The sequence below is a fragment of the Sorangiineae bacterium MSr11954 genome (genome assembly GCA_037157815.1).
GTDB classification, from domain to species: domain Bacteria; phylum Myxococcota_A; class Polyangia; order Polyangiales; family Polyangiaceae; genus Pendulispora; species Pendulispora albinea.
Genome location: CP089984.1, coordinates 5,566,299 through 5,590,638 on the forward strand (window position 1 = coordinate 5,566,299; position 24,340 = coordinate 5,590,638).

The 24,340-nt window shown below is 66.0% G+C and carries 11 protein-coding genes and 1 pseudogene; 7 read left to right on the forward strand and 5 right to left on the reverse strand.

What is annotated here, in order from left to right; all coding sequences use genetic code 11:
• Positions 1–5: 5 nt before the first annotated feature.
• The 3 genes from LZC94_21420 to sbnB are packed head-to-tail and all read left to right on the forward strand — an operon-like array spanning position 6 to position 9,599.
• Entirely contained in the window at positions 6–8,066 is an 8,061-nt protein-coding gene (locus LZC94_21420; GenBank protein ID WXB19772.1) for an amino acid adenylation domain-containing protein, read from the forward strand.
• The gene (locus LZC94_21425) at positions 8,063–8,569 is read left to right on the forward strand and encodes a VOC family protein (GenBank protein WXB19773.1); all 507 of its coding nucleotides are present in this window, start codon (positions 8,063–8,065) and stop codon (positions 8,567–8,569) included. The genes LZC94_21420 and LZC94_21425 overlap by 4 nt, the downstream gene beginning before the upstream one ends.
• A 4-nt stretch (positions 8,570–8,573) precedes the next feature.
• Positions 8,574–9,599, forward strand: coding sequence for a 2,3-diaminopropionate biosynthesis protein SbnB (gene sbnB / locus LZC94_21430; protein ID WXB19774.1), 1,026 nt, complete (start codon positions 8,574–8,576; stop codon positions 9,597–9,599).
• A gap of 134 nt (positions 9,600–9,733) precedes the next feature.
• Here sbnB and LZC94_21435 read toward each other — a convergent pair.
• Positions 9,734–11,770, reverse strand: a pseudogene (locus LZC94_21435) (catalase).
• Between the two features lie 910 nt (positions 11,771–12,680).
• On the opposite strand from LZC94_21435, the gene LZC94_21440 reads away from it, so the two are divergent.
• On the forward strand, positions 12,681–13,883 hold the full coding sequence (locus LZC94_21440; protein ID WXB19775.1) for an AI-2E family transporter: 1,203 nt from the start codon (positions 12,681–12,683) through the stop codon (positions 13,881–13,883).
• 132 nt (positions 13,884–14,015) lie between these two features.
• Here the strand turns inward: LZC94_21440 and LZC94_21445 are convergent, their stop codons facing one another.
• Positions 14,016–14,624, reverse strand: a complete 609-nt coding sequence (locus LZC94_21445; protein WXB19776.1) for a hypothetical protein — start codon at positions 14,622–14,624, stop codon at positions 14,016–14,018.
• A gap of 432 nt (positions 14,625–15,056) precedes the next feature.
• On the opposite strand from LZC94_21445, the gene LZC94_21450 reads away from it, so the two are divergent.
• From LZC94_21450 to LZC94_21460, 3 genes are all read left to right on the forward strand, one after another.
• A complete protein-coding gene (locus LZC94_21450; protein WXB19777.1) occupies positions 15,057–17,141 on the forward strand; it encodes a RecQ family ATP-dependent DNA helicase in 2,085 nt (694 codons plus the stop codon).
• Positions 17,142–18,233: 1,092 nt separating this feature from the next.
• Entirely contained in the window at positions 18,234–18,812 is a 579-nt protein-coding gene (locus tag LZC94_21455) for a chromate transporter (protein WXB19778.1), read from the forward strand.
• On the forward strand, positions 18,809–19,348 hold the full coding sequence (locus LZC94_21460) for a chromate transporter (protein WXB19779.1): 540 nt from the start codon (positions 18,809–18,811) through the stop codon (positions 19,346–19,348). The genes LZC94_21455 and LZC94_21460 overlap by 4 nt, the downstream gene beginning before the upstream one ends.
• Before the next feature lie 84 nt (positions 19,349–19,432).
• Here the strand turns inward: LZC94_21460 and LZC94_21465 are convergent, their stop codons facing one another.
• From LZC94_21465 to LZC94_21475, 3 genes are all read right to left on the reverse strand, one after another.
• Positions 19,433–20,158 (reverse strand): hypothetical protein, encoded by a 726-nt coding sequence (locus LZC94_21465; GenBank protein WXB19780.1) that lies wholly within the window; start codon positions 20,156–20,158, stop codon positions 19,433–19,435.
• A gap of 491 nt (positions 20,159–20,649) precedes the next feature.
• Positions 20,650–23,910: a type 2 lantipeptide synthetase LanM family protein gene (locus LZC94_21470; protein ID WXB19781.1), complete on the reverse strand. Its 3,261-nt coding sequence runs from the start codon at positions 23,908–23,910 to the stop codon at positions 20,650–20,652.
• An 87-nt stretch (positions 23,911–23,997) separates the two neighbouring features.
• Positions 23,998–24,282, reverse strand: coding sequence for a hypothetical protein (locus LZC94_21475; GenBank protein ID WXB19782.1), 285 nt, complete (start codon positions 24,280–24,282; stop codon positions 23,998–24,000).
• Positions 24,283–24,340 lie beyond the last annotated feature (58 nt).

Sequence of the window (24,340 nt, forward strand, 5' to 3'; positions counted from 1 at the left end):
GAGTCATGAGCGCCAGAAGCTGGGGCGACGAAGATGGAAGGGCGGCGAGCCGTCGCCCGGCAACGAGTGCAGGGAGAGAGATGGGCGCGTTCGAATTGATGGGGCAGTTGGCGTCACTCGGCGTGAACCTTTGGGTCGACGGGGGCGCGTTGAAGTTCCGTGCTCCTGCGGGCGTGCTCTCGGCCTCGCTCAAGGAGCAACTGCGCCTCCATAAACAGGTCATCGTCGAGGCATTGGGGCAAGCTGCGACGGGCGACCTGGGCTCCTCGCCCATCCCACGCGCGGCGCGCGGCGACGGAGGGCTGCCCTTATCGTTTGCACAACAGCGTCTGTGGTTCCTGCACGCGCTGGAGCCGCTCAGCCCAGTCTACAACGTGCCCGCCGTCCTCCGCGTGATCGGGCAGCTGGACGTCCGCGCATTGGAGCGAAGTCTCTCGGCCATCGTCGCGCGCCACGAGGTGCTCCGGACGCGGTTCGTCGAGGTCGCGGGCGAGCCGCGGCAACGGGCGTTCGAAGGAACGGCGGTGCCCTTGGCGCGGGTGGAGCTCGAGGCCGAGGATGAAGAGGGCAAACGCGCCGAAACCGCGCGGCGCGCGAGGGAGGAGGCGGAGCGGCCGTTCGATCTCGCGAACGAGCCTCCCCTTCGAGCGACCATCCTGCGCCACTCCGAGCGCGAGCACGTCTTGCTCTTCACGATGCACCATATCGCGTCGGACGGATGGTCGATGGGGGTGCTGGTACGCGAGCTGGCCGCGCTGTACGAAGCGTACCGCCACGAGCGGCCGGATCCGTTGCCGGCCCTGCCGCTTCAATATGCCGATTACGCCGTATGGCAACGCCAATGGCTTTCGGGCGATGTCCTCGAGAGGCAGTTGGGCTATTGGCGAAAGCAGCTCGAAGGCGCGCCTCCATTTTTGGAGTTGCCAACGGATCGGCCACGACCCGCGGTGCGGAGCGCGCGCGGCGCCGTGCAGCCGATCGCGTGGTCCAAATCGCTGGCGTCGGAGCTCGCGGCCATGAGCCGGCGCGAGAACGTGACCTTGTTTACGACGCTGCTGGCGGCGTTCCAGGTCCTCTTGTCGCGGTACACGGGGCAGACGGACATCGTCGTCGGGTCCCCCATCGCCAATCGGATGCGCCCCGAGCTCGAAGGGCTGATGGGTCTCTTCGTCAACATGCTGGCGTTGCGAACCGAGGTGTCCCCGAGGAGCACGTTCCGCGAGTTGCTGGCGCGGGTAAAGGACGTGACATTGGGCGCGTATGCCCATCAGGACTTGCCGTTCCAGAGGCTGGTCGAAGAGATCGCGCCGGAGCGCGGTCGGGCCCACGCCCCCATCTTTCAAGTGGTCTTCGCGTGGCAGAACGCGCCGGCCTCCGCGCTCGCGTTGCCGGAGCTCGTGTTGAAGCCGGAGCCCGTGGAGACGGCGACCGCGCGCTTCGATTTATCGCTTACGCTCGGAGAGACGGACGAAGGGATCGAAGGCTCGGTCGAGTACAGCTCGGATTTGTTCGACGCGTCGACCATCGCGCGACTCATGACGCACTACGAGACGTTGCTGCGCAGCATCCTCGCGCGCCCCGATCAGAGCGTCACGGCATTGCCGCTCCTGACGGCCCCCGAACGCGAGCAGATGATCCGCACGTACGACGGCCCGCGCCCCGGGCGCCCGGCCGAACCGTGCATCCACCAGCTGTTCGAGGCGCAGGTCGCGCGAACGCCGGAGGCCGTGGCGGTGATCTTCGGCAAGGAGCAGCTCACGTATCGCGCGTTGAACCAGCGGGCCAATCGGCTCGCGCGCCGGCTGCGGAGCATGGGGGTCGGCCCCGACGTGCGCGTCGGTATCTGCGTCGAACGATCCATCGATATGGTCGTGGGCCTCTTGGGAATCCTCAAGGCGGGCGGGGCCTACGCGCCGCTCGATCCGACCTATCCACGCGAGCGCCTGGCGTTCATGCTCGAAGACATGGAAGCCGCGGCCGTGGTCACCCAGGCGCACCTGGTGAGCACGGCGCTGCAGTCCGTATCCCAATCCGGGAAAATAAAGAACTTCGTTCATCTCGACGGCGATCCGCCCGAGGTCTGGGGGGATGATGGCGAGAATCCGGCGAATCAGACGCGAGCCGACAACCTCGCGTATGTGATTTACACGTCGGGCTCCACCGGCAAACCCAAGGGGGTCGAAAATCACCATCGCGGTCTGGTCAACTTGCTCACCTGGTTCGTCGGGGAATATGCCCTCGGGCCGGGGGATCGCGTCGCGCAACAAGCCGTCATGGGGTTCGACGCTTGTGGGCTCGAGCTCTGGCCCGCCCTGGTGGCCGGCGCCACGGTCTACATTTTGGACGAAGAGACCCGATTGTCCGTCCCGCTCTTGGCGGAGTGCTTTGCGCGCGAGCGGATCACCGTCGCCCATTTGTCGCCGGTCCTCGCCGAACCGCTGGTGGAATCTTCGCCGCCGGACCTCGCCTTGCGCGCGCTCCTGACCGGCTCCGACAAAGTGCAGCGCCCTCCCCGCCGCTCGCCGCTGTTTCGATTCACGAACCACTACGGGCCGACCGAGACGTCCATTCTGGCGACGTGGGGGCCGATCCTCGCCTCGGAGGGCGCGGAGCCGCCGCCGATCGGGCGCCCGCTCGCGGGGATGTGCGTCTACGTGCTCGATCGCTGCTTCGACTTGGTTCCAATCGGGGTCGTGGGCGAACTGTACATTGGTGGGATTGGCGTCGGGAGAGGCTACGCGGGCCGGCCGGATCTCACGGCCGAGCGCTTCATCCCCGATCCCTTCGCCCGGTCCGGCGCGCGCCTCTATCGGACGGGCGATCTGGCGCGCCGTCGCGCGGACGGCGTGATCGAGTTCGTCGGTCGCAGCGATCAGCAGGTGAAGATCCGTGGCTTCCGGATCGAGGTCGCGGAGGTCGAGCGCTCGCTCCTGGAGCACCCCGCCGTGCGCGAGGCGGCCGTCGTCGTGCGTGAAGGCGGCGCGGGCGGCAAGCGGCTGGTTGCCTATGTCGCGCTCGACCGGGCGAGCGACGTCCCCGTGGCCGCGCTGCGCGCGCACCTGCAGGAGCGGTTGCCGGTGTTCATGGTGCCCGCGCAAATCGCGCGGATCGAGCGAATGCCCATTTCGCCCAACGGGAAAGTCGACCGAAAGGCGCTCCCGGAGCCGGACGCCTCGTCGGCGGCGATGGCCACGTATGTCGCGCCAGCGACCCGCGTCGAGATCGCGCTCGCGGCGATCTGGGCGGAGTTGATCGGCGTCGCGCGCGCCGGCCGTGATGATCATTTTTTTGCGCTCGGCGGGCACTCCTTGCTGGCGACGCAGCTCGTGGCGCGCGTGCGCCTCACGCTCGGCGTCGAGCTCCCGCTGCGTGAGGTGTTCGATGCGCCGGCCCTCGCGGAGATGGCCGAGCGCATCGAGGCGGCGACCTTGGAGCGTACCGGCCGCGCGCCGCTGCCGCCGATCATGCGCCGCCCCGAGGGCGATGCTCCGGAGGCGGCCCTCTCGTTCGGCCAAGAGCGCATGTGGCTGCTCGATCAGCTCGGCGCGGGCGCCGCGTACCACGTCTCGGGTGCCGTGCGGCTCGATGGTGCGCTCCAAGTCGATCGCTTGGCGAACGCGCTCGCCGCCGTCGTGCGCCGTCACGAGGTGCTACGTTCCGTGTTCGAGCACCGAGACGAGCGGGTGCAGGTGCGCGTCCTTCCCTTCGCCGGTATCGAGCTCCCATCGCTGGACCTGCGGGACCTGCCCGCGGACGCGCGCCAAGGCGCCGCGCGCGAGCACATCGCACGCGAGGCGGCGCGGCCGTTCGATCTGACGAAGGGTCCTCTCGTTCGCGCCCGGGTGCTCCGTCTCGACGATCGGGCCTATGTGCTCGTCTTCGCCATGCACCACGCCGTAGCGGATGCGTGGTCGGTGGGGGTGCTCGTGCGCGAGCTCGCGGAGCTCTATCGTTCGCAGCCGCGCGCCGATGGAGCGGCGGGATTGCCCGCCCTGCCCATCCAATATGCCGACTATGCCGCGTGGCAGAGGCGAGCCCTCCAAGGCGGCACGCTCGAGGGCCTGCTCGCGTATTGGACGCGCCGGCTCGACGGCGCTCCGCAGGTCCTCGAGCTGCCCACCGATAAACCGCGCCCGACGGTTCGAAGCTTTCGCGGAGCGCGCCGCGCGCTCGCCATCCCCGGCGCGACGGCGGCGGCGCTGGAGGCATGTTGCCGCCGGGAGGGCGTGACCCTCTTCATGGTATCGCTCGCGGCGTGGGTCACCTTGCTCGCGCGGTATGCTGGCCAGCGCGATATCCTGGTCGGCGTACCGATCGCGGGCCGCTCCCATGTGGAGCTCGAGGCGCTCATCGGATTTTTCGTCAACACGCTCGTGATCCGGGTCGATCTCGCGGGCCGGCCAACGGTGCGCGAGGTCCTCGCCCATACCCGCGCTGCGACCTTGGGCGCGTATGCGCACCAGGATCTGCCCTTCGAGACGCTCGCCACGGCGCTCGCCCCCGTTCGCGATCCGAGCCGCGCACCGCTCGTGCAGGTCATGTTCGCGTTGCAGAACGCGCCGATGGCGCCGCTGCTGCTCGGCGACGACATCGCGCTCGAACCGCTCCCGAGCGAGAGCGCCACGGCGCAATTCGATCTGACCATGAGCGTCGCGGCGAGCCATGGCAAGCTCGTGGCGACATTGGAGTACAGCACGGATCTGTTCGACGAGCCCACCATCGAACGCCACCTGGATCACTACGTGGAGCTGCTCGCGGCGTTCCCCGTATCGCTCGAGCGGCCCGTCGCCGAGCTGCCCCTGCTCGGCGCGCCCGAGCGGGAGCAAACATGGGTCGGATGGAACGATACGGCGCGCGCGGTCGCACCGGAGGCCGTTCACGCGTTCATCCGAGCGCAGGCGACCCGAACGCCGGAGGCCATCGCCGTGGTGGCCGGGGCAGAGCACCTCACGTACGCGGCGCTCGAGCGCCGTGCGAATCAGCTCGCGCACACCTTGCGTGCTCTCGGTGTCGGCCCCGAGTCGCGCGTGGGGGTGTGCCTCCCGCGCTCGATCGACCTGGTCGTCGCGCTGCTCGGCGTCATGAAGGCCGGCGCGGCATATCTCCCGCTCGACCCGGCATATCCGGACGCGCGCTTGGCGTTCATGGTTCGTGACGCGGAGCTCTCGGCGGTCGTCGCGCCCGCGGCGTGGATCGATCGGCTCGGGATGCCGCGAGCGCGGACGGTGTGCCCCGACGCCGACCGCGAGCGCCTCGCCCTCGCTCCCCATCACGATCCCGCGATAGCCGTGACCGGGGCGCACGCGGCCTATGTGATTTACACGTCGGGCTCGACCGGTGTCCCCAAGGGCACGGTCAATACGCACGCCGGATTGACGAATCGCCTGCAGTGGATGCAGCAGCAATACGGTCTGACTCCGCAGGATCGGGTGCTCCAGAAGACGCCATTCACCTTCGATGTTTCGGTGTGGGAATTTTTCTGGCCGCTCATGGTTGGCGCACGCCTGGTGCTCGCGCGACCCGACGGTCACCGCGACAGCCGCTATCTCCTCGAGCTCATCGGTCGCGAGCAGATCACGACCGTCCACTTCGTGCCCACCATGCTGCAGACGTTTCTCGAGGAGCCGGACCATTCGGCTTGCGCGGGATTGGCTCGCGTCTTCTGCAGCGGTGAGGCGCTCCCCGCGGCAGCGGCGTCGCGGTTCTTCGAGCGCTTGCCGAACGCGGCGCTGCACAATTTGTACGGTCCGACCGAGGCGGCCATCGATGTCACCGCGTGGGAGTGCCGCCCCGGCGACGAGCCGATTTCGGTGCCCATCGGCCGTCCCGTTTGGAATACGCAGCTCTATGTGCTCGACCGGGAGCTCATGCCGGTTCCCATCGGGCTGCCCGGTGAGCTTTATCTCGCAGGGATCCAATTGGCGCGCGGGTATCTGGCGCGGCCCGATCTCACGGCCGACAGGTTCATTCCGAATCCATTTGGCGCGGAGCCGGGGGCCCGCATGTACCGTACCGGCGATCGGGTTCGCTACCGGCCCGACGGCGCCGTGGAGTTCCTCGGCCGGCTCGATCAGCAGGTGAAGCTCCGCGGATTTCGCATCGAGCTCGGTGAGATCGAGGCCGTGCTGCTCGAGCACCCGGCGGTATCCAGCGCATTGGTGACCATGGACGCGTCGCCTGACGGGGCGCGCGCGCCGCGGCTGATCGCCTATGTGGTATTGCATGACGCGACGGGAGAGGACGCCGCGCGCTTGGGAGAGTTCGCTGCGACTCGGCTCGCCGATTACATGGTCCCCGCGGCGTTCGTGGTCCTCGATGCCTTTCCGCTCTCGCCGAGCGGCAAGATCGATCGCAAGGCGCTCCCCGTACCGGGCGCGGTGGCGAAGGCCGATGGAACGCCACCGCGTACGGAGACGGAGGCATCTCTACTGGAGATCTTTCGCACCGTCCTGCACGCGCCGCGCGCCGGCATTCACGACTCGTTCTTTGCGCTCGGAGGCGATTCGATCCGCGCCATTCAAGCGGCACAGGCCGCGCAGCGAGACGGACGACTCGCCTTCCGCCCGCGCGATCTGTTCGAGGCGCCGACCGTCGCACGGCTCGCGGCGCGAATCGCCGAAGGCCCGCATCCGACCGACGAAGAAGCGGCGGGGCCGCTCACCCCCGCCGAGGTCGATGCGCGGGTGCATGTCGAGACGGCGGTGTACGGGCAGGAGCGGTTACCGGACGACGTCGAGGACGTCCTTCCGTTGACCGGGGTTCAGGCGATGGTGGTGCGGGCTTACGATTCCGCGCCGCCCGGTAGTGGCGTATTCCACCTGCAGCAGATGTACGAGGTGCGCGCGCGCGATCTTTCGCTCGCGGGTATCGCAGAGGCCATCGAGCTCACGGTGCGGCGCCACCCGATGCTCCGCACCCGTCTCCTCGGGCCCGCAGGCGCGGACGGTGAGGTCGTTCAGATCGTGCATCGCCCAGGGCCCGTCGAGGTGCCCCTGGAGGACCTCACGGCTTTGGATCCGAGCATGCAGCGCGCTCGGCTCGAAGCCGCGCTCGCGCACGATCGCGCGACGCGCTTTGCGCGCGATGGCGCGCGAGGGCGTCTCTTGCGATTCCATCTGTTCGCATTGGCGCCGGATCGCGCGATCGTGTTCGTATCCGCGCACCACGCCGTCCTCGACGGTTGGTCGAACGCCGAGCTCCTCGGCGAGCTCGCCGCGACCTACGCCGCCGTGCGGCAGGGTACGCGACCCATGGTGCCTGCAAAAACCAACGTCTACCGCGAGCTCATCGCGCTCGAGCGCGACGCGCTCCGTCGCGACCGTGTCACGCGCGCGTTCTGGGACGAGTACCTCGTCGATGCGCCGCGCAGCCGGCGCTTCGCCGAGCCTCTGCATGAAGCACCGGCGCATGGCGCGCCGGTTTTGGCGACCATCGATCCGGGGCTCGCGGAGGCCGCCATCACGCGGGCCGCGGCCTGCGGCGTGCAGCTCAAGTCGTTGCTTCTGGCGGCATTTGCGCGGCTCATCGCGGAGCTCGAAGAGCAGCCGAGCGTTACCTTGGCCACATTGGCCAATCGACGGACGGCGCGGCTCTCCGACCCTTGGGGTGCGCTGGGGCTGTTTTGGAACATCGTGCCAATTCGCGTGTCGCCGCACGGCGATGGGGCCACCCCAATCGTGGCGGTCGAGGCGGAGCTCGCAGCCATCGAGCCGCATGCGTGGATGCCGTTTCCGACCATCACCGGGGGCGACGGACATGGGCTTTGCACCGCGCTCTTCAACTATGTGCACTTTCACAATCTGCGCGTGCCGAACGCACGCGAGCTCCAAGTGTCGCATGCGACGCCTGGACATGACCGGTACCATTTGCCGTTGAATTGCCTCGTATCGCGCGAGCCACGCGGCAATGGCTTGCATACCCGATTCGAGTTCGACCCGCGCTTCTTCCGGCCCTCGGAGATCGCCCGGATGGCGCGTCGCTACCAAGAAATCCTCGACGAGCTCGTAGGACATCGAGCTCCATCGCAACCCTCGAAACATCGTCTCGACACAAAGGGAAACACGTGACCGCAATCGATCGAATTACAAGACTCATCGGCCAGCACGCCGTCGGCGTCGATCATATCGCGTTCGCGGTGCCCAACCTGGAGGCCGCCATCGCGTGGTATGTCAACGTGCTGGGTTTTACCGTGGAAGAGAAGCGTGAGACCCGCGGACACCACACCAGCATGCTGTCCGCGGTCCTCCGGGCGGGCCCTCTCACCTTCGTGTTGACGCAGGGCACGACGCCGGCGTCTCAGGTCTCGGAGTACATTGCGCACTACGGCCCGGGGGTGACCCACGTCGCCATCGAGGTGAGGAACCTCCTCGGGGTCGCCGACGATTTGCGCCGCGCCGGGGTCTCGTTTGCGACGGATATCATCCGGAGTCCCGGGCTTCTTCAAATCTTCACCACGCGCGATCCGCAATCCGGGCTCATGCTGGAGCTCGTTCAACGCGATGGCGGCAAGTTCTCCGACGAAAGCGTGGTCCAGCTCTTTCGCCAACTCGAGGCCCAGGGGTTGTACTGACCACATGGAAACATCGAGCCACCCCGCATTGAACCTCGCCATCGTAAAAGGCAAAACCTGCTACGATATCATCCACGGAGACATCCCCGGCTGCATCGACGTCGTGCGGGAGGCCTACCTCGCGCACGGGTCGGGCAACTCGGTGAACCCTCCCAGCTATTTTCTTCGCTTTCCGGAGCGGCCCAACGCCCGAATCATCGCGTTGCCGGCGTTCCTGGGCGAACGTTTCCGCGTCTCCGGCATCAAGTGGATCGCCAGCTATCCGGACAACCTGCAACTTGGCATTCCACGCGCCAGCGCCGTGTTGATCCTCAACGACTACGACACCGGTTATCCGATCGCCGTGCTCGAGAGCTCCATCATCTCCGCCGCGCGCACCGCGGCCTCCGCCGTCCTCGCCGCCGAGACCCTCCGCCAGGACAAAAAGGTCCGCCGCTTCGGTATGGTGGGCAATGGGCTCATCGCGCGATACATCCATCGATTCTTTCGGGGGGCCGGCTGGGAGCTCGACGAAGTGGTTCTCTTCGATACGAACCCGGCCGAATCGAACGCATTCGAAGCGATGCTTCGCGACCAAGGCGAACGAAATGTCCGGTGCGCCGCATCCTTCGAGGAGCTCCTCGGGTCGTGCGACGTCGCCGTCTTCGCCACGGTCGCCGCGACCCCCTACGCCAACGACCCTTCCCTGCTCGCTCACGACCCGTTGCTGCTCAACATCTCCTTGCGCGATCTCGCGCCCGAGCTACTCCTCGCTTCGGAGAACATCGTCGACGACGTCGAGCACGTGCTCAAAGCCAACACGTCGCCCCACCTGACCGAAATGAAGCTCGGGCATCGCGACTTCATCCGCGGGACCCTCGCCGACGTGCTGCAAAAAAACGTGACCGTGCAGCCGAACAAGCCGATCGTCTTCTCGCCGTTCGGCCTCGGGGTGCTCGACCTCGCCGTGGGAAAGTGGATTTTGGACGCATCCGTTGCGAATGGCAGCTCGCCGCCCATGCGCGACTTCTTCTTCGAGGTCACCCGATGAACGACGGCGTCGTTCATCCCGTTCCCTGCTGACGTCCAGAGGTGGCGCGAAAAACGCGGGCGCCGGACGGCAAACAATCGGCCGCCAGCCCGATCCCCTCGACGATCGGGTGTGCCCGCGTTCGAACGACTCGGTCATGCGAGCGTTCGAACGGACGCTTCTCGATCCCACACGCGCGTCTTCGCCGCCGAAATGAACCGAGTCACATCGTCGGCGGCCACGACCCCGGCCGCGTCGGTCGGTACCCCGGCCGCCTTCTGCAAGGCTCGGCCTCCGGAGTCGACGCCGATCGCCTTGAGATGCCCAAAGGCGTCGCGAACGAAGTCGACGGCCGCCGCCTCCTTGGACAGCCGCTTGGCGCCATCCTCGGAGAGGAGGATGGCGACCGCGTCGAATAGGACGGACGGTGTACCGGCGAGCTGACCATCGGCGGAGACGGTCTCCCCGTCGGAGAGCTTCGTCCCGCCCACCTTCGGCGCCACGATCTTCACGCTCGCACCGGCCGCCACGGAAGCTTCTTTGACCGCCGCGAGGGCCTTCGCGTCCGAACCATCCGTGATCAGGATGCCGACGGACCGCCCTTCGAGCGTGTCCTTCATTTTGCCGATGATCTGCAGGGCCGGCGAGGGCGCCATATCCTGAACGGGCCGGCTGGACGCGGGAGCAGGCGGGAGCTCCTCGAGGCCGAGCCCATCGGCCACCCGCTTTGCGAGGGGCTCGTCGATGTGCCGCAGGTGACCCACCATGGCCTCGCGCACGTGCACATGGTCGACCTTCGAGAGCTCGAAAACCAAGGCCGAGGCGATATGCGCCTGCTCGTACGGCGTCTGGCTCCGGTAGAAGAGACGAGCCTGGGTGTAGTGATCGGCGAAGCTCGCGGCGCGCACGCGCCCCCTTTCGCCCTGTTCGATCCGCGGGACGCTGCGGAAGCCGTGGGTCGCCGCTTCGCGTGGCGAATCGGATTGCAAGGAGCTCGGTTCATATGCAACCCGCCCTCTGGGGATCCCCGTCTGCATATGCCCGTCACGTTGATGGTTGGCGAAAGGGCATTTCGGAGCGTTGATCGGGAGATTGTGAAAATTGGGCGATCCTAGCCGCGATAGTTGGGTATCGAGATACGAGAAGAGACGGCCCTGCAGGAGCGGATCGTTCGAAAAGTCCAGACCTGGGACCAAATGCGAAGGACAGAACGCGACCTGCTCGGTTTCGGCGAAGAAATTGTCTGGCCACCGGTCGAGGACCATCCGCCCGACGACCTGGAGGGGGACCATTTCCTCCGGAATGAGCTTGGTCGCGTCCAGATGATCGAACTCGAAGCGCTCGGCTTGCTCCTCCGTGAAGAGCTGAACGGCCAGATCCCACTCGGGGTACTGACCGGCCGCGATGGCCTCGAACATATCGCGCCTGTGGAAGTCGGGGTCGGCCCCTGCGATCTTGACCGCTTCGTCCCAAATGGTCGATTGCAGGCCGAGCTTCGGGCGCCAGTGAAACTTTACGAAGGTCGAGTCCCCGGCGGCATTCACGAGACGGAAGCTATGGACGCCGAAGCCTTCCACCATCCGAAGTGACCGCGGGATGGTGCGGTCCGACATGATCCACATCACCATGTGCATGGCTTCGGGGGTGAGCGAGATGAAATCCCAGAATGTATCGTGCGCTGTGGCCGACTGCGGAAAGCCTCGGTCGGGCTCCATCTTCACGGCGTGAACGAGGTCGGGAAACTTGATGGCGTCCTGAATGAAGAAGACGGGGATGTTGTTGCCGACCAGATCCCAGTTGCCATCCTTCGTATAGAGCTTGACCGCAAAACCCCGGACATCCCGCGGCGTGTCGACCGACCCCGCGCCGCCCGCGACCGTGGAAAACCGCGTAAATACCGGGGTCTTCACGCCGACTTCGGTCAGGACCTTCGCGGTCGTATACTTGGAGAGGGACTGCGTAAGCTCGAAATACCCATGCGCGGCCGCGCCGCGCGCGTGCACGATCCGCTCGGGGATCCGCTCGTGATCGAAGTGGGTGATCTTCTCCCGGAGGATGAAATCCTCGAGCAAGGTCGGCCCGCGCGGGTGCGCCCTCAGCGAGTTTTGGTCGTCGGATACCGCAACGCCCTGATTGGTCGTGAGAGGAGGATGCTCGCCAGAGGCGGTCTGGTGAAGCTCACCGCCTTCGCCCACGTGATTGGCGTCGTCGGTCCCCGCGTCCGCCGCTCGTTTTCCCGAGTCGCCTTGCTTCGTCGCTTTCGTCATCTTCTCGTCTCCTTTTCCCCGCCTGCACGACTCAGCAGCGCACGTGCAGGGCCCGTGCGTGTCCGTTGTCGACCTGCTCGCACCGCAAGAAGCGCACCCGCGAGGCGTATCGCGACGTGTTTGCGATGTACCCCGCGGCACGCTCGATAACGATGACCTTTCGGGTCATCCGCATGTCCCGCGATGCTTTTTGCCTCGATCCATGCGGCTGTGCCAGAATGCACCGCGTGGATGCGCAGGCGGGCCGGGGTGGCGAGCCGGCATGGTGCTCTGAACGCCGCGGGCGATGCGGTGCTCCTCCGCGGCAGATACGGAGTGCACCTTTGCACGGCCGATCGTGCGCCCACGGGGGTCTCACCGCACCGGCGAAACCATGATCACCTATCGACGTATCCCTTCGAAGCCTTGTTCATAGAGCTCCTGCCGTACCTTTCGTACCGGCGTCACGTCGCCGAGCTCTCCGGTCGATGCCGTCCCCATCGCTCCGTGATCCGTGCGTAGATCATTAGCAATGATTCAAAAGGAACCATAAACCGATCAGTACGGGGGGGACGCCGAGCAACCATGCGATTCCGTATTTCATGACGGCAGACCATCCTTTCGATTTCGACCTAGCCAGGGTGTCGAGTATCGGGCGAGCAAATACTGGGCCGTCCCCTTCGTGCAGGGCGAGCGGTTCCCATTGCGCCATGTGGCGGTACTGATGGCCCGGCAATTGCTCGAGGGACCTTCTGGCTACGAAGAACGGGAACGAAATTGAGGATTAACGCCGTGGAGCACGAAGAAGGCGCGCTCGAGCAAGACCTCCTGGATCGACGATGAGGCACGCAAGGCCATGACGGACCCCTCAGGAGGACGCCAACCGGAACGAAGCACTCGGATTGAGCTCCACGTCCCCGTTTCCACGATTGCCCGCCTGCTCGTGACGGCTCTTTTGGTCTGGGCTTTCTTGAAGCTCTGGCCCGAATTGCTCTTTCTTTTTCTGTCGTTGCTTCTGGCTGTCGCTCTCGAGCCCATGGTCGCATGGTGCGAACGCCGTCGTGTTCCCCGAGGCGTAGCTATCCTCACCCTTGCCCTTCTACTCCTTGGGAGCGTCGCCACCGTCGCGGCCTTCGCCATGCCGCCACTCGTCCGACAGTTCTTGTCACTGGTCGAACAGTTTCCTTCTTTCCGGGAGCGCGTGCTCGCCCATCTGCACGCGGATACACCATGGCGTGGAGTCATCGAGCAGCTCTTCGCGCTGCCGTCCGCGCCCGATATTGCGCCACGACTCCATCAAACGCTGATGGTCGGTCAAACGACGCTCGGCGCGATTGCGACCGCGTTCTGCGTCGTCATCACGACGCTCTATCTCCTGCTGGATGGCAAGCGCCTCTATGTGTGGCTCCTCGCGTACGTGCCGCGGGCGCATCGGGCGAGGGTGGCGGAGACGATTCCGGAGGTCTCCCGTGTGGTCACCGCGTATGTGCGCGGGCAGCTCATGACGTCCCTTCTCTTCACGGTCTTCACGGGCGTGGTGCTGCAGATTTGTCATGTTCCGGCCGTCCTTCCCCTCGCCGTCCTCGCGGGGATGTGCGATGTGATTCCGGTTGTCGGGATTATTCTTGCGACCTTGCCCGCGGCGCTCCTCGCGTTGACGGTTTCGCCCATCACGGCGGGCATCGTCGTCGCCACCTATGTGGTGTACCATCAGATCGAGGCGTACATGATCGTGCCGCGCATCTACGGGTCGACCTTGCGACTCTCGACGCTCGCGGTGCTCCTGGCGCTCCTCGTCGGCGGAACTCTCCAAGGAATTCTGGGCGTCGTGCTCATTCTGCCGATCGTGGCGGCGTATCCGGTGGTCGAGCGCATATGGTTGAAGGATCTGCTCGGTCCCGACGTCATTCGCGATCACGAGGCGCTCGCGCGCGCGGCTGAGAGCGGCAACGACGCGGCGATCGAGGCCGTTCTTCAGGGCGTCAAGCATCCGGAGGAAGACATCGTTTCGCCGGAGGCGCCCCGAGAAGAGCGCGGCGGGAAGCCGGGTTCGCCGTGAGACCTCGTGGCTCCGCGACAATTGCCCGTGAGCGCCCCCACGTGCGGGAGGAGGTCCCAAGGGTCGGCCATGCTGGCGGACGTCTCCCGACGAGGTTCCCTGGGGATTGGGACGGAGTAAGAGGCAGAGGGTTCAAAGTGAGCTCCGCGGCGCGGCTTGCTTTTCGTCGCGGATGCGTTGAAGCTCCGACGAGCTTCGAATGACCCGCACCTCCATGGCATAAAACCAATGCTCCTCCGGCTTGGGCGGCGACGTCTGCATGGCCCCCATGACCAGCTGCCCGTCGTGCACCGTGGTGGTCGTCTTGAAACGAAGGCGACTGTCGGGAGTGGGGCCGGCGACGTCCAAGTTTGCCATGATCCGGATGTCCCCCGATTCGAGCAACGTCGGGTAAATCTGAAATAGGTCGTTGTTCGCAGCTTTGGACGAGGAGCTCGCCTCGTCCGCTTCGAGGAGCGTATGGTTCGAGACCATCACCTTGATCCCCGGCTCGCGCGAGAGGCTCGCAAAGGTCGCAGGCGGTGCGGTCTTTCGGTCGAAGTCCTGCTCGGCGCGAAATACCATGATCTGAACGAAGCGTTTCGGCGTCTCACCCGGCGTCGCCGCCGTCGATGCGCCCGCGTCGGCGCGCGCTTCGGGCGGCGTCTCCGCGCTCGCGGGCGCGATGTCGGCGCGGCTGGCGCAAGCGACGGGAAGAGCAAGAAGAGCGAAACGAGTGTACTTCAAAAAGACGCCATTCATCCTCATGCTTCATAGCAGGACGTATGCCACGCACGTAGACGCGTTCGACTCGCCTCATTGCCCGCGACGGCGATTCATCGAACGGAGCTCGATCCGACAAGGTGTCGCGAGCGCCCCAAGGCTCGTACAAATTGGCATTCGATTTGGCGGGCGGGATGACGGGCGACGTCGAGAGCCGTCGAAAGCACCCGGCTGACATGGCCGGTCGAGCACCTGTCCGGGACACCGTCCAAACTGTCTCGGACACCTCGATGGCCCCGCGGTCCCGGAAAGAACCGCGTGGACCTCGGCGGCATACCGCTCGCACTGCTCCGCACGATGAATTCGCTCCCTGCTCATTTGGACGGCTCTCCATCCACCCCTACCGCGAACGCGAACCTGGCGACGACTCTCCACATGCGGGGCGACGTCGGGCATGATGGGGCGTTACCCATGAACGACCGCGCTCTGCGACAAGAGGCCGAAACGCGACTCGTGGCGCTGGCCGGCCCGCGTGCTACCTTGCGCGATGACCAGTGGATCGCGATCGAGGCGCTCGCGGTCCAGCGAAAGCGCGTCTTGCTCGTGCAGCGCACGGGCTGGGGAAAATCGGCCGTGTATTTTCTCGCCACGGCGCTGCTCCGTGGTCTCGGCGCGGGGCCAACGGTCATCGTCTCGCCGCTGCTCGCGCTGATGCGAAACCAGGTCGCGGCCGCCGAACGTGCGGGCATTCGAGCCGTCACCATCAACTCGTCGAACCTCGACGAGTGGGAGGCGATTCACGAGAAGGTGGCCGCGGGCACGGTCGACCTGTTGTTGGTCAGCCCCGAACGCCTCAACAACCCCGACTTTCGGGATCACGTGTTGCCCAAGCTCGCGGTGAGCGCGGGTCTGGTCGTGGTCGACGAGGCCCATTGCATCTCGGATTGGGGCCACGATTTTCGGCCGGATTACAGGCGCCTGCGCACGCTCTTCGCGGACCTCCCCGCACAGACTCCCATTCTGGCAACGACCGCCACGGCCAACGCCCGCGTCACGCGCGATGTGGCCGAGCAGCTCGGGCAAGACACCTTCGTCCTTCGCGGCGCGCTGGAACGCGACAGCCTTCATCTGAGCGTCATCGAGCTTCCCTCGACCGAGCAACGTCTCGCATGGCTGGCACAGACCCTTTGCGAGCTGCCCGGCTCGGGCATCATTTACACCCTCACCGTGGCCAACGCGCTGCAGATTGCGGCGTACTTGCGCGAACAGGGCCATCCGGTCGCCGCCTACCATGGCTCGACGGAACCGGCCGAACGCATCGCCGCCGAGCAAGACCTCCTCGACAACAAACTCAAGGCACTCATCGCCACCTCGGCGCTCGGCATGGGGTTCGACAAGCCCGATCTCGGGTTCGTCATCCACGTGGGCGCACCGCAGTCACCCGTTGCTTACTACCAGCAGGTGGGCCGCGCCGGCCGCGGCGTCGAACGCGCCGAGGTCATTCTGCTGCCGGGCCCGGAGGACAGGCAAATCTGGGCCTACTTCGAGGGCCTCGCCTTTCCGCCCGAGCCGCTCGTTCGCGCCACGCTCGAAGCCTTGAACGACGGCCCCCTCTCGACGATGGCGCTCGAATCGATCATCGACTTGAGCCGAAACCGACTCGAAATGATGCTCAAGGTGCTCGACGTCGATGGCGCCGTGCATCGCGTCCGCGGCGGGTGGCAAGCTACGGGGCAGGCCTGGCACTACGACGCAGAACGCTACGCTCGCGTCGCGAGGGAACGCATGGCCGAGAAAAAGGCGATGCTCGACTACATCGCGACGTCCCAGTGCCGCGAGGTATTCCTTCGCAAACACCTCGACGACGACACGGCCAAAGACTGCGGCCGTTGCGACAACTGCACGGGCCTCGGCCGCACATCCGAAATTGCACCAAAGGCCATGGAGGCCGCGCACGAACGCTTACGCAGGCCGGGGGTCGAGATCGAGGCGCGAAAACAATGGCCCTCGGGGCTCAAGGAGCTGGGGCTTTCCGGCAAGATCAAGGCCGACATCGCGCACGAGGAAGGCCGGGCCGTCGGTCGTTTGACCGACATGGGTTGGGGCCATCATTTGCGCACGATGCTGGCCGGCGATCGCGACGATGCCTCGATCACCGATGACGTCTTCGCCGCGGTGGTCGACGTGCTCGCCGCATGGAAATGGACCGCGCGGCCCACCTTCGTCGTGAGCCTACCGTCTCTGCGCTGGCCATTGCTCATCGAGAGCCTCGCCCGGCGCATCTCGCAGGTGGGTCGAATCCCATACCTTGGGCAGCTCCGCTACCAATCCGGCTCGCCGGGAACACAGTTCAACAGCGCAAAGCGCGTTCAAGCCGTGAGTCGGACCCTCGTCGTGCCAAACGCGCTGGCGTCCAGCGTAGCCCAATCGACGGGGCCCATCCTCCTCATCGACGACCGCGTCGACAGCGGTTGGACCATGACGATCGCCGCAGCACGTCTCCGCCAGGCGGGCGCCCCCGCCGTGCTGCCGTTGGTTCTTGCTACGACGATGTAGTCTGGTGCTACCTTCCTCCGGATCCGTCCATGGATCCCGCGACGAAGAACGGTCCCCCGTAGGCATCGGGACCATGACCTCGAAGTCCGTCATCGTGTGCGTACACGTCATGCGTGCGACGCGATCGATCCCTCCCGCGCGTGCGACCCCTGTGCCGATTTTCGCAGATCGAGGCGGCCCATCTCCATGGCCACGGCCTCGTTTGGGCGCCGTTCGATGGCCCTTCCCCAAGGTTCCCATCCGAATGAACGCGGTCGTTCGTGCCTGGGTTGAACATGGCAGGGCGCGGGTAGGTATGCAGTGAGCGCAATGCGTTTTGCGGATATTCTCGCGCCTCACTCGAATCGATTACGAATTCAGTACAATTCGACGTCCTGCCACGGCTCTACGAAATAAGGCCCGATGCCGGGACGCGCCAGCGCTCGTTCGGAGATTGAAAGTTGCGAAGCGGACATCGGCATGGCACTCGTTTATTGATGTAGAGCGGCGCCACCGAACCGCCCCACCGCGATGGGGTGCACCGCGTCGTCGGCGGTCGAGCGGTGCTTCCATGAGCCAAACTGGATCGAGGGATCACCATCTCCAGGCGGGCGCCCGGTGAAATTTCCGCCGTGCGCTGCCAGAAAAACGCGCCGCCGGTGTGGTCCGGGTCGTGCATACACACTGCGACACACGACGGAGAATGCACCGCGGAGGCAAGGCCATGAGGTTCGCCAAAAGAAGGGCGCGCAGGATTTCCGTAACCCTGGTTCGAGCGGGAGCTTAGGAGGGACGCCCGTGTTGCACGCGACCGCTGGCCAACGCATTGGCGAAACCGACCACCACCACGACGGCACGGACGATCGATCCGAGCTCGAACGCTCCGACGTGTGGCGCATTCCTCCACGCCTTCCACAGCGACTCGGACCGGGGCGTTGTCATGTGTGCGGATCGTACGAGAAGCACGTGCGCCGCCACACGCAGGATGCTCGTACCCCATCCGCGGACCGCGGCGGGAGCGAGGGCCGGTGCACCGAGATCCATCGGCGCAGCCCAACTGAGCTGCGAAAGACCGAGCCCTGATCGCCTGCGCCCGAGGGTACGCTCCGCGCGATGCCGATGCGACCGCGATCCGAATCGCCGCACGCCCCACGCCTCTCGAGCGTCGCCAGCGTCTTCACGCGGTATGCGAACCTCACGTTCGGCGGGGGTAGCGCGACCATTGCCATCTTGCGCGATCAGCTCGTCGCGCGGCGCCGCTGGATCTCGGAGTTTCAGTTTCAGCTGGCCTATGCGCTGTCGCGCCTCACGCCCGGCACCAACCTGCTGGCCTTTTGCACGGCGGTCGGATGGTTCTCGCGCCGGTGGGTGGGTGCGCTCGTGGCGTTGGCCGCGGCGTCGCTCCCATGCTCCATCCTCGCGGTCCTCGCAACACGCTTTTACGAGGTGTGGCAATCGAACTCCATTTTTCATTCTGCCCTTCGCGGAGCGTTTGCAGCGGCAATAGCCGTCATGCTGAACACCGCGTGGGTCCTGGCTGCGCCGCATGTGAAGGCGGCTCCGGCGAAGGCGCTGGTCATCATCCCCACCGCCGTCGTGCTGGTCACCCTCGCCCCCGTATCGCCTTTTCAAGTCCTCCTTCTTGCGGCCGTTGGCGGATTGCTCTGGCCGGCGCGAGGTGATGCGGAATGAAGTTTCTGACGCTCTACTTCGTTCTCCTAAAGGCCACCGCAACGACGTTCGCCGGCCTCGCGTCGTTGCCCGTAGTTCGCGACGAGCTCGTCGTGCAACGTCACGTCCTCACCGATCATCAGCTCAACGCCGCCATCGTGATCACCCGCAGCACGCCGGGGCCGGTCGGCTTGTATGTCGTGAGCGTCGGTTATTTCGCCGATGGGATCGTCGGGGCCATCGCGGGCTGGCTCGCCATGGCAACGCCCGCGCTCGGGATCATCTTCCTCCTCCGATTCATCGGCCCACGCGCCGAGCATCCACGGATCCGAGGGATGCTTCGCGCGGTGGTCCTCGCCAGCGCGGGCCTCCTCGTGGCCTCGGCCGTCCCCCTCGCGCGGGATGGGGTGGCGGGGCCCATCACCTTCGTCATCGCGTTCGCAGGGCTCGTCGCGCTCTTGTCCAAGAAGGTCGACACGCTCTGGGTGATCGGCGCGGGCGCGGCCATCAGCTTGGTGAGCGCACTTCTGGGGGTGCGTGAGACGAGCGGCCTCTGAGGGGCGGGCGATCCCGCGCGGCCGCGTTCGTACCACCGCGGGTGAGCGACCCAGCCGTGGTACGAGCGCGCCTCGGTGACAGCATTATTTGCAGCTATCGTCGACGCCGGTGTTCCACTGGCAGCCGTTGGAGCATTTCTTGATGACCGTGGTGGAGACACTATCGGAGCCGCAGCGGTAGAGCGTATCGGCGTCGCCGTCGATGACGTTACCGCCGCAGTACGCGCTGCCGGCCACGCAACGGCAGCTGTCGTCGCGACCCGAGTTTACGCTGCAACCGTGCGCGCAGCTGCGGATGACGGTGGCCGTCTTTCCGTCCGCGTTGCAGCGGTAAAGCGTATTGGGATCGCCGGTGACTTTGTCACCACCGCAATAGCTGCCGCCCGCCACGCAGCTTCCGCCGCCGCCTCCCCCTCCGCCCTGCACCCTTCGCACGGCGTCGATTTCGGCTTGGGTGATGGGGCAAATGGTGTCGATGGCATTGTTGGCCAGACCGTTTCGCTTTTGATAGAAGGAATTGATCTGGTTCTTCAGCGATTGCTTCAGCACCGGCGTGCCGGCGTATACGGCGTGGATATGCGCGGAGAACGTCGGCGGGACGCGTGACCATGCCGCGAATCCCTCCATGCGAAGGCGATGGACGCGCGTGCACGGGCTGGACGTCGAGGTCACGTCGGTGGCCGCCGAATACTTGGTCCCCGGCTCGGGGCAATGCGTACCGACGGACGCTTCGGCGTCGCCGTAGGTTTGGGTGAGCTGCGAATCGGTGACCCCCGCGCGTTTGATGGCCGAATAGGCGGCAGGGTACATGTATGACGGCGAACGGGAATGTCCGCAGGTATATGGCTGCGCACAATAACAAGCCGCCGCCTCCAATTTTCCCGTCATCACGCTGTCGGTCTCGCCGAGTTCTTCCTCTCCGTCCGCCAATCCCCCTTCCGTGCTCGATTCGTTGGCCGCCGAGGAACATCCAGCGGCAACAGGAAACGAGAGCATCATCGCGATGGCAAGGTTCCAGATCGTCCTCATGGTTTGTGCGCCCTCTCTCTCACGTTGTCGACCCAAGTGGGTGTGGAAGATGCAAATCGGCCAAAAGCAGCTTCCGATCCACGCAGCGATCGATCTCAATTCCGCAAATTTGCGGTGCACGCGTATTTCCCACTGGATCGCGCGCAGCCCGAAATCGAACGGGCTCCGATCCAGCGAAATTCATTTTCCTTGTAAACGCATGTGGAGACACCTCCCGACACATCCGATTCCTTTTTTGGATAAGCACGCATCGGCTGACCTCGAGCGACGCATCACGAGGAAAAGCGCTCCAGCAGCAAAACCGATGGGCTTCGGGCCGCGCCCTCCGATTCGATCCAGGTCGCGGCGCGGAGCAAGGCGAGGCCGATGCCGGAGAGGCCGTTCATGAGCCCGGGGCTCGGGATGCCCAACGGTTCGCATGCTCGCCAGCCGTCGCGTGCCGCACGTTTCAGCACCGCGCGGTAGCACTGGGCGATTTTCGTCGGGGCCAGGCTCTCGCAGGAGGGTTCGCGGCTGGCGAGGCAGAGCAGCTCGAGGTTGCCGAGGTCCCCGTGGCAGAGGCCATCGTGGCCCGCACCGTACAGATCCCGAGACGCGAATCCGCCGTGCACGATGGTGGCGCGAATGCCCCGTCGAAGGTCGCGCTGCACCTTCGCATCCGGCCACGCGCGCAACATCGCGAGGCGGCTCGCCGCGATACCCGGTGCTCCGTGGCACCAACCGGTCATAAAGGTTTGCTCGGATTCGCGCGCGTCGCGCCAGGTGCCGGCGTCTCGATCGAAGAGGCGCGCCTCGAACGAGAGCGCGGACGCGAGCGCCCGGGGAACGCGAGGATCCGGCGAGAGGGCATTCCAACGTGAGAGGGCCATGGCCATGCCGGCCGCCCCGTGACCCATGCCGGCGAGCGGTCTCGATCCCGACGGGCTGCACCAGCCGCCGGCATGGCGGCCCCGGATCGCCTGGGTCTCGAGGAGGCGGCGCGCGGCCATGGCCGCTGCCGCGCGCACGTCGACGAGGTCGTCGATGGAGAGCAACCCGAGGAGCGCGCCGGCCGTTCCGGCGATGACATCGAGGTGCGGATCGGTCGCGCAGCGCTTTCCCAGCCAGGATGCGAGGCCGCGCAAACATGGAATCCATCGCGTGTCGCCCGTGAGATGCGTCAGGTTGCCGAGGACGTAGAGCGCCCCACCGAGGCCGGTGAACGCGCCGATCGGCAGCTCGGTGTGCTCGGGATCGATGGCGGCGAACGCGTCGGGATCGTCCGCGAGCGGACGGAGCCCCTCGGCCATCTGATCGCCGATGCGGATCGCGATTCGCAGCGCGGCGCCGTCGGATGTCTCGCGACCGAGCACCGCGAGAAAGAGCGCGATGCCGCCCAGACCGTCGTAAAGCTCGGAGCCGAGCGCGCCGGAGCTCCACACGCCATGGCCGAAGTTCTTGGCACCTTGCCAGCCCACGCCGCCCTCGCCCTCGATCCGTTTGCCCTTCACCATGGCGCCGATCCGCTTGGCCTCTGCGCGAAGCTCGCCCGCGGTGACCGCGCGCGACATTCGAATCGGCGCGGGCTCCGGCTGGTCCACCTTCGGCGGATCGAAGCAGGCCAAGGTCAGCTCGATCGAATCGATCTGGTGCGCCAGATCGAGCTCGGAGAGCCCTTGGAGGCGCTCGCGGACGCAGTCGAGCGGGATCGCGGGCAGAAAGTCGCGAACGCGGTCGCCGCGGCTGAGGATGAGATCGCGGGATTCGGGTCGAAAGGTGAAGAGCGGAATGTTGCCCGTCTCGAGCTGGCGGATCTCGTCCTCGATGACGGGCGCCATACCAGGTCGGTGACCATGGGCGAAGAGGCGGTCCAGGCACACGGATCGATCCATCGCGTCGCGCAGGAAGTCCGGGTGAAAGCTGTCCGCGAGCACGCGCTCGTAATACATCGAAGGGCGTACGAGCAGCCTCAGCTCGATCCCGCGCAACCCATCGATCCATGCGCCTTCGCCGAGCAGCTCGTCGCGTCCATCGAGGAGCGCACGGTACGAGGCGGCGAAACCGTCTACGACGTCGCGGATGAACGCGGCGGGCGATATGTCCGAGGGCAAGTTGTGCGCGGCCTCGATATGGCCGCGCTGCGGGCGAATCCGGTATTCTCCGTTTTCGACCACGGGCATGGCGCAGGTCACCGGATCGCGCTGTCCGGCCGCGCCGGCGAGGGCCGAAAGATCCGTTCGGCGCCATTTGGATTGTTCGTCGCGGAACATCACCGGAACGGGGAGAAGGCCAACCCGATGGACACCGCGGGCCAAAAAGGCGCCCACGGGCTCGGGCCCGGGCTCCGGAGAGACGCCGCTCACGTCGGGATCGAGGAGGTGGCACAAGGTTTCGCAATCGATGGCGACGGGGTGAGCGCCGTGGGCGATCAAGTTCTCGCGATGAAAATCGATACCCCACGAGGCATGGAGCAAGGCCAGCAGGGCGCCCGCACGCCAATAGAACGCGGGCAGCTGCTCCGGATCGGTGCAGGGCTCGTGGGCGAGAAACTCGGTCCAGCCGTAATCGCCCCGGTCGACGATCCGCAGGGCGCGCAGCTCGTACGCGGGCCTTCGGCGATTGAACCACGTCAGGAGTCGATGGAGCGCGTCCTCGGCGCCGAGGGAGCGCGGTTTGTAGACGACCTTGGCGTTCTCGAACACAGCGATGGCCACGCTCTGCCCATCGCGGTGCACGTCCCCCTGCCCCATCGACAGCTCCAGGAGCCGGCCGGGCTCCTTCGGCAAGAGCCCCGAGGCGATGAGCAAGTGCCAATCGGCGATCAAGCGCTGCGCGACTTCCACGCTTCGGTCGACCCACTGATTCAATAGCGTCACGACATATCGAACGAGCACCGGATATTCGGCCCAGATGGGCGCTCGCACCTTCGGATCGAAGGCCCGAGCCGCGAACTCCACGAGGCGCTCCTCGGCGGTCTTCGATCGGAGCAACCCATCGAGTTGGGCGACCTTCATCTCCAACAGGATCGTCTTGTTCAGCGCCTCCCAGAGGCGCGCGCCGGGCGGCGCCTCCGCCAGCGACGCGAGGGGCGCGAGCTCCTCGGGGACCCCCGCTCCGGACAGGAGCTGCGCGAGCCTGCTGGACAGCTCACGCGTCGCATGGTCGATGAGCGGGCTCACGAGCGAGAGGAGATCCATGTCGCTGCCCGGCCCATCGCCCTCGCGAGCTCCCGCGTGCTCCGCGAGCGCGATCGACGCCCTATGGAACCACGCGGGCGCGGGGCCGAGCCGGGCGGCGAGCGCGCCGGGATCTTCGCCGAACAGCGCGACGAACCGAGGTTCGGAGAGGCCGAGCGACGCGAAGCGCGCCGCGGCGCGCTCGGGGTGCGCTTTCACCCATCCGAGCTCACGCCAAAACGCATAGCGGCTCGCTGCGACGTCCGCCCTTTGCGCGGTGGGGGCGCCCGCCTCGAGCCGCTCCATCGGTGTTGCCGCCAATGGCCAGGGGATCGCGGCTTCATCCGTCGGTTCGAGCTGTTCTCGAAGATCGTTCACGGTCCGACTCCATCGTGCAAGAAACGAAGGTGCGGGTGGCCGCGGCTCGCCGTCGCGCACGGCGAGCCAGGGTCCCATTCGGGTGCATCAGAACCAGCCCTTGACCCTCTTCCAGGCCTTCTTTGCGCCATTCCATGCCTTTTTGTGGCAGCCCGACGCCGCGCTGCCCAGCGCCGCACCCGCACCTCGTCCAGCAGCCGCGCAGAACCGGATGCTGGCCATGATCGCCGCCGTCGCCGGCGTGCCGCCGCCGTTGACCGCGTTCAATTCGCTATCTCCCAAATCGATGTTGCCGGCGGGGTGCTCCGCGGAGTCGAGGCCCTGCTCGCGTCGGTAATTCGCATCCTTCAACGCCTTGATGTTCTTCTTCATGGGAGTCTCCTTTTCGTTGGGCGGATATGGCATCCGCGTTCGGGAGGAGCTCATTGCA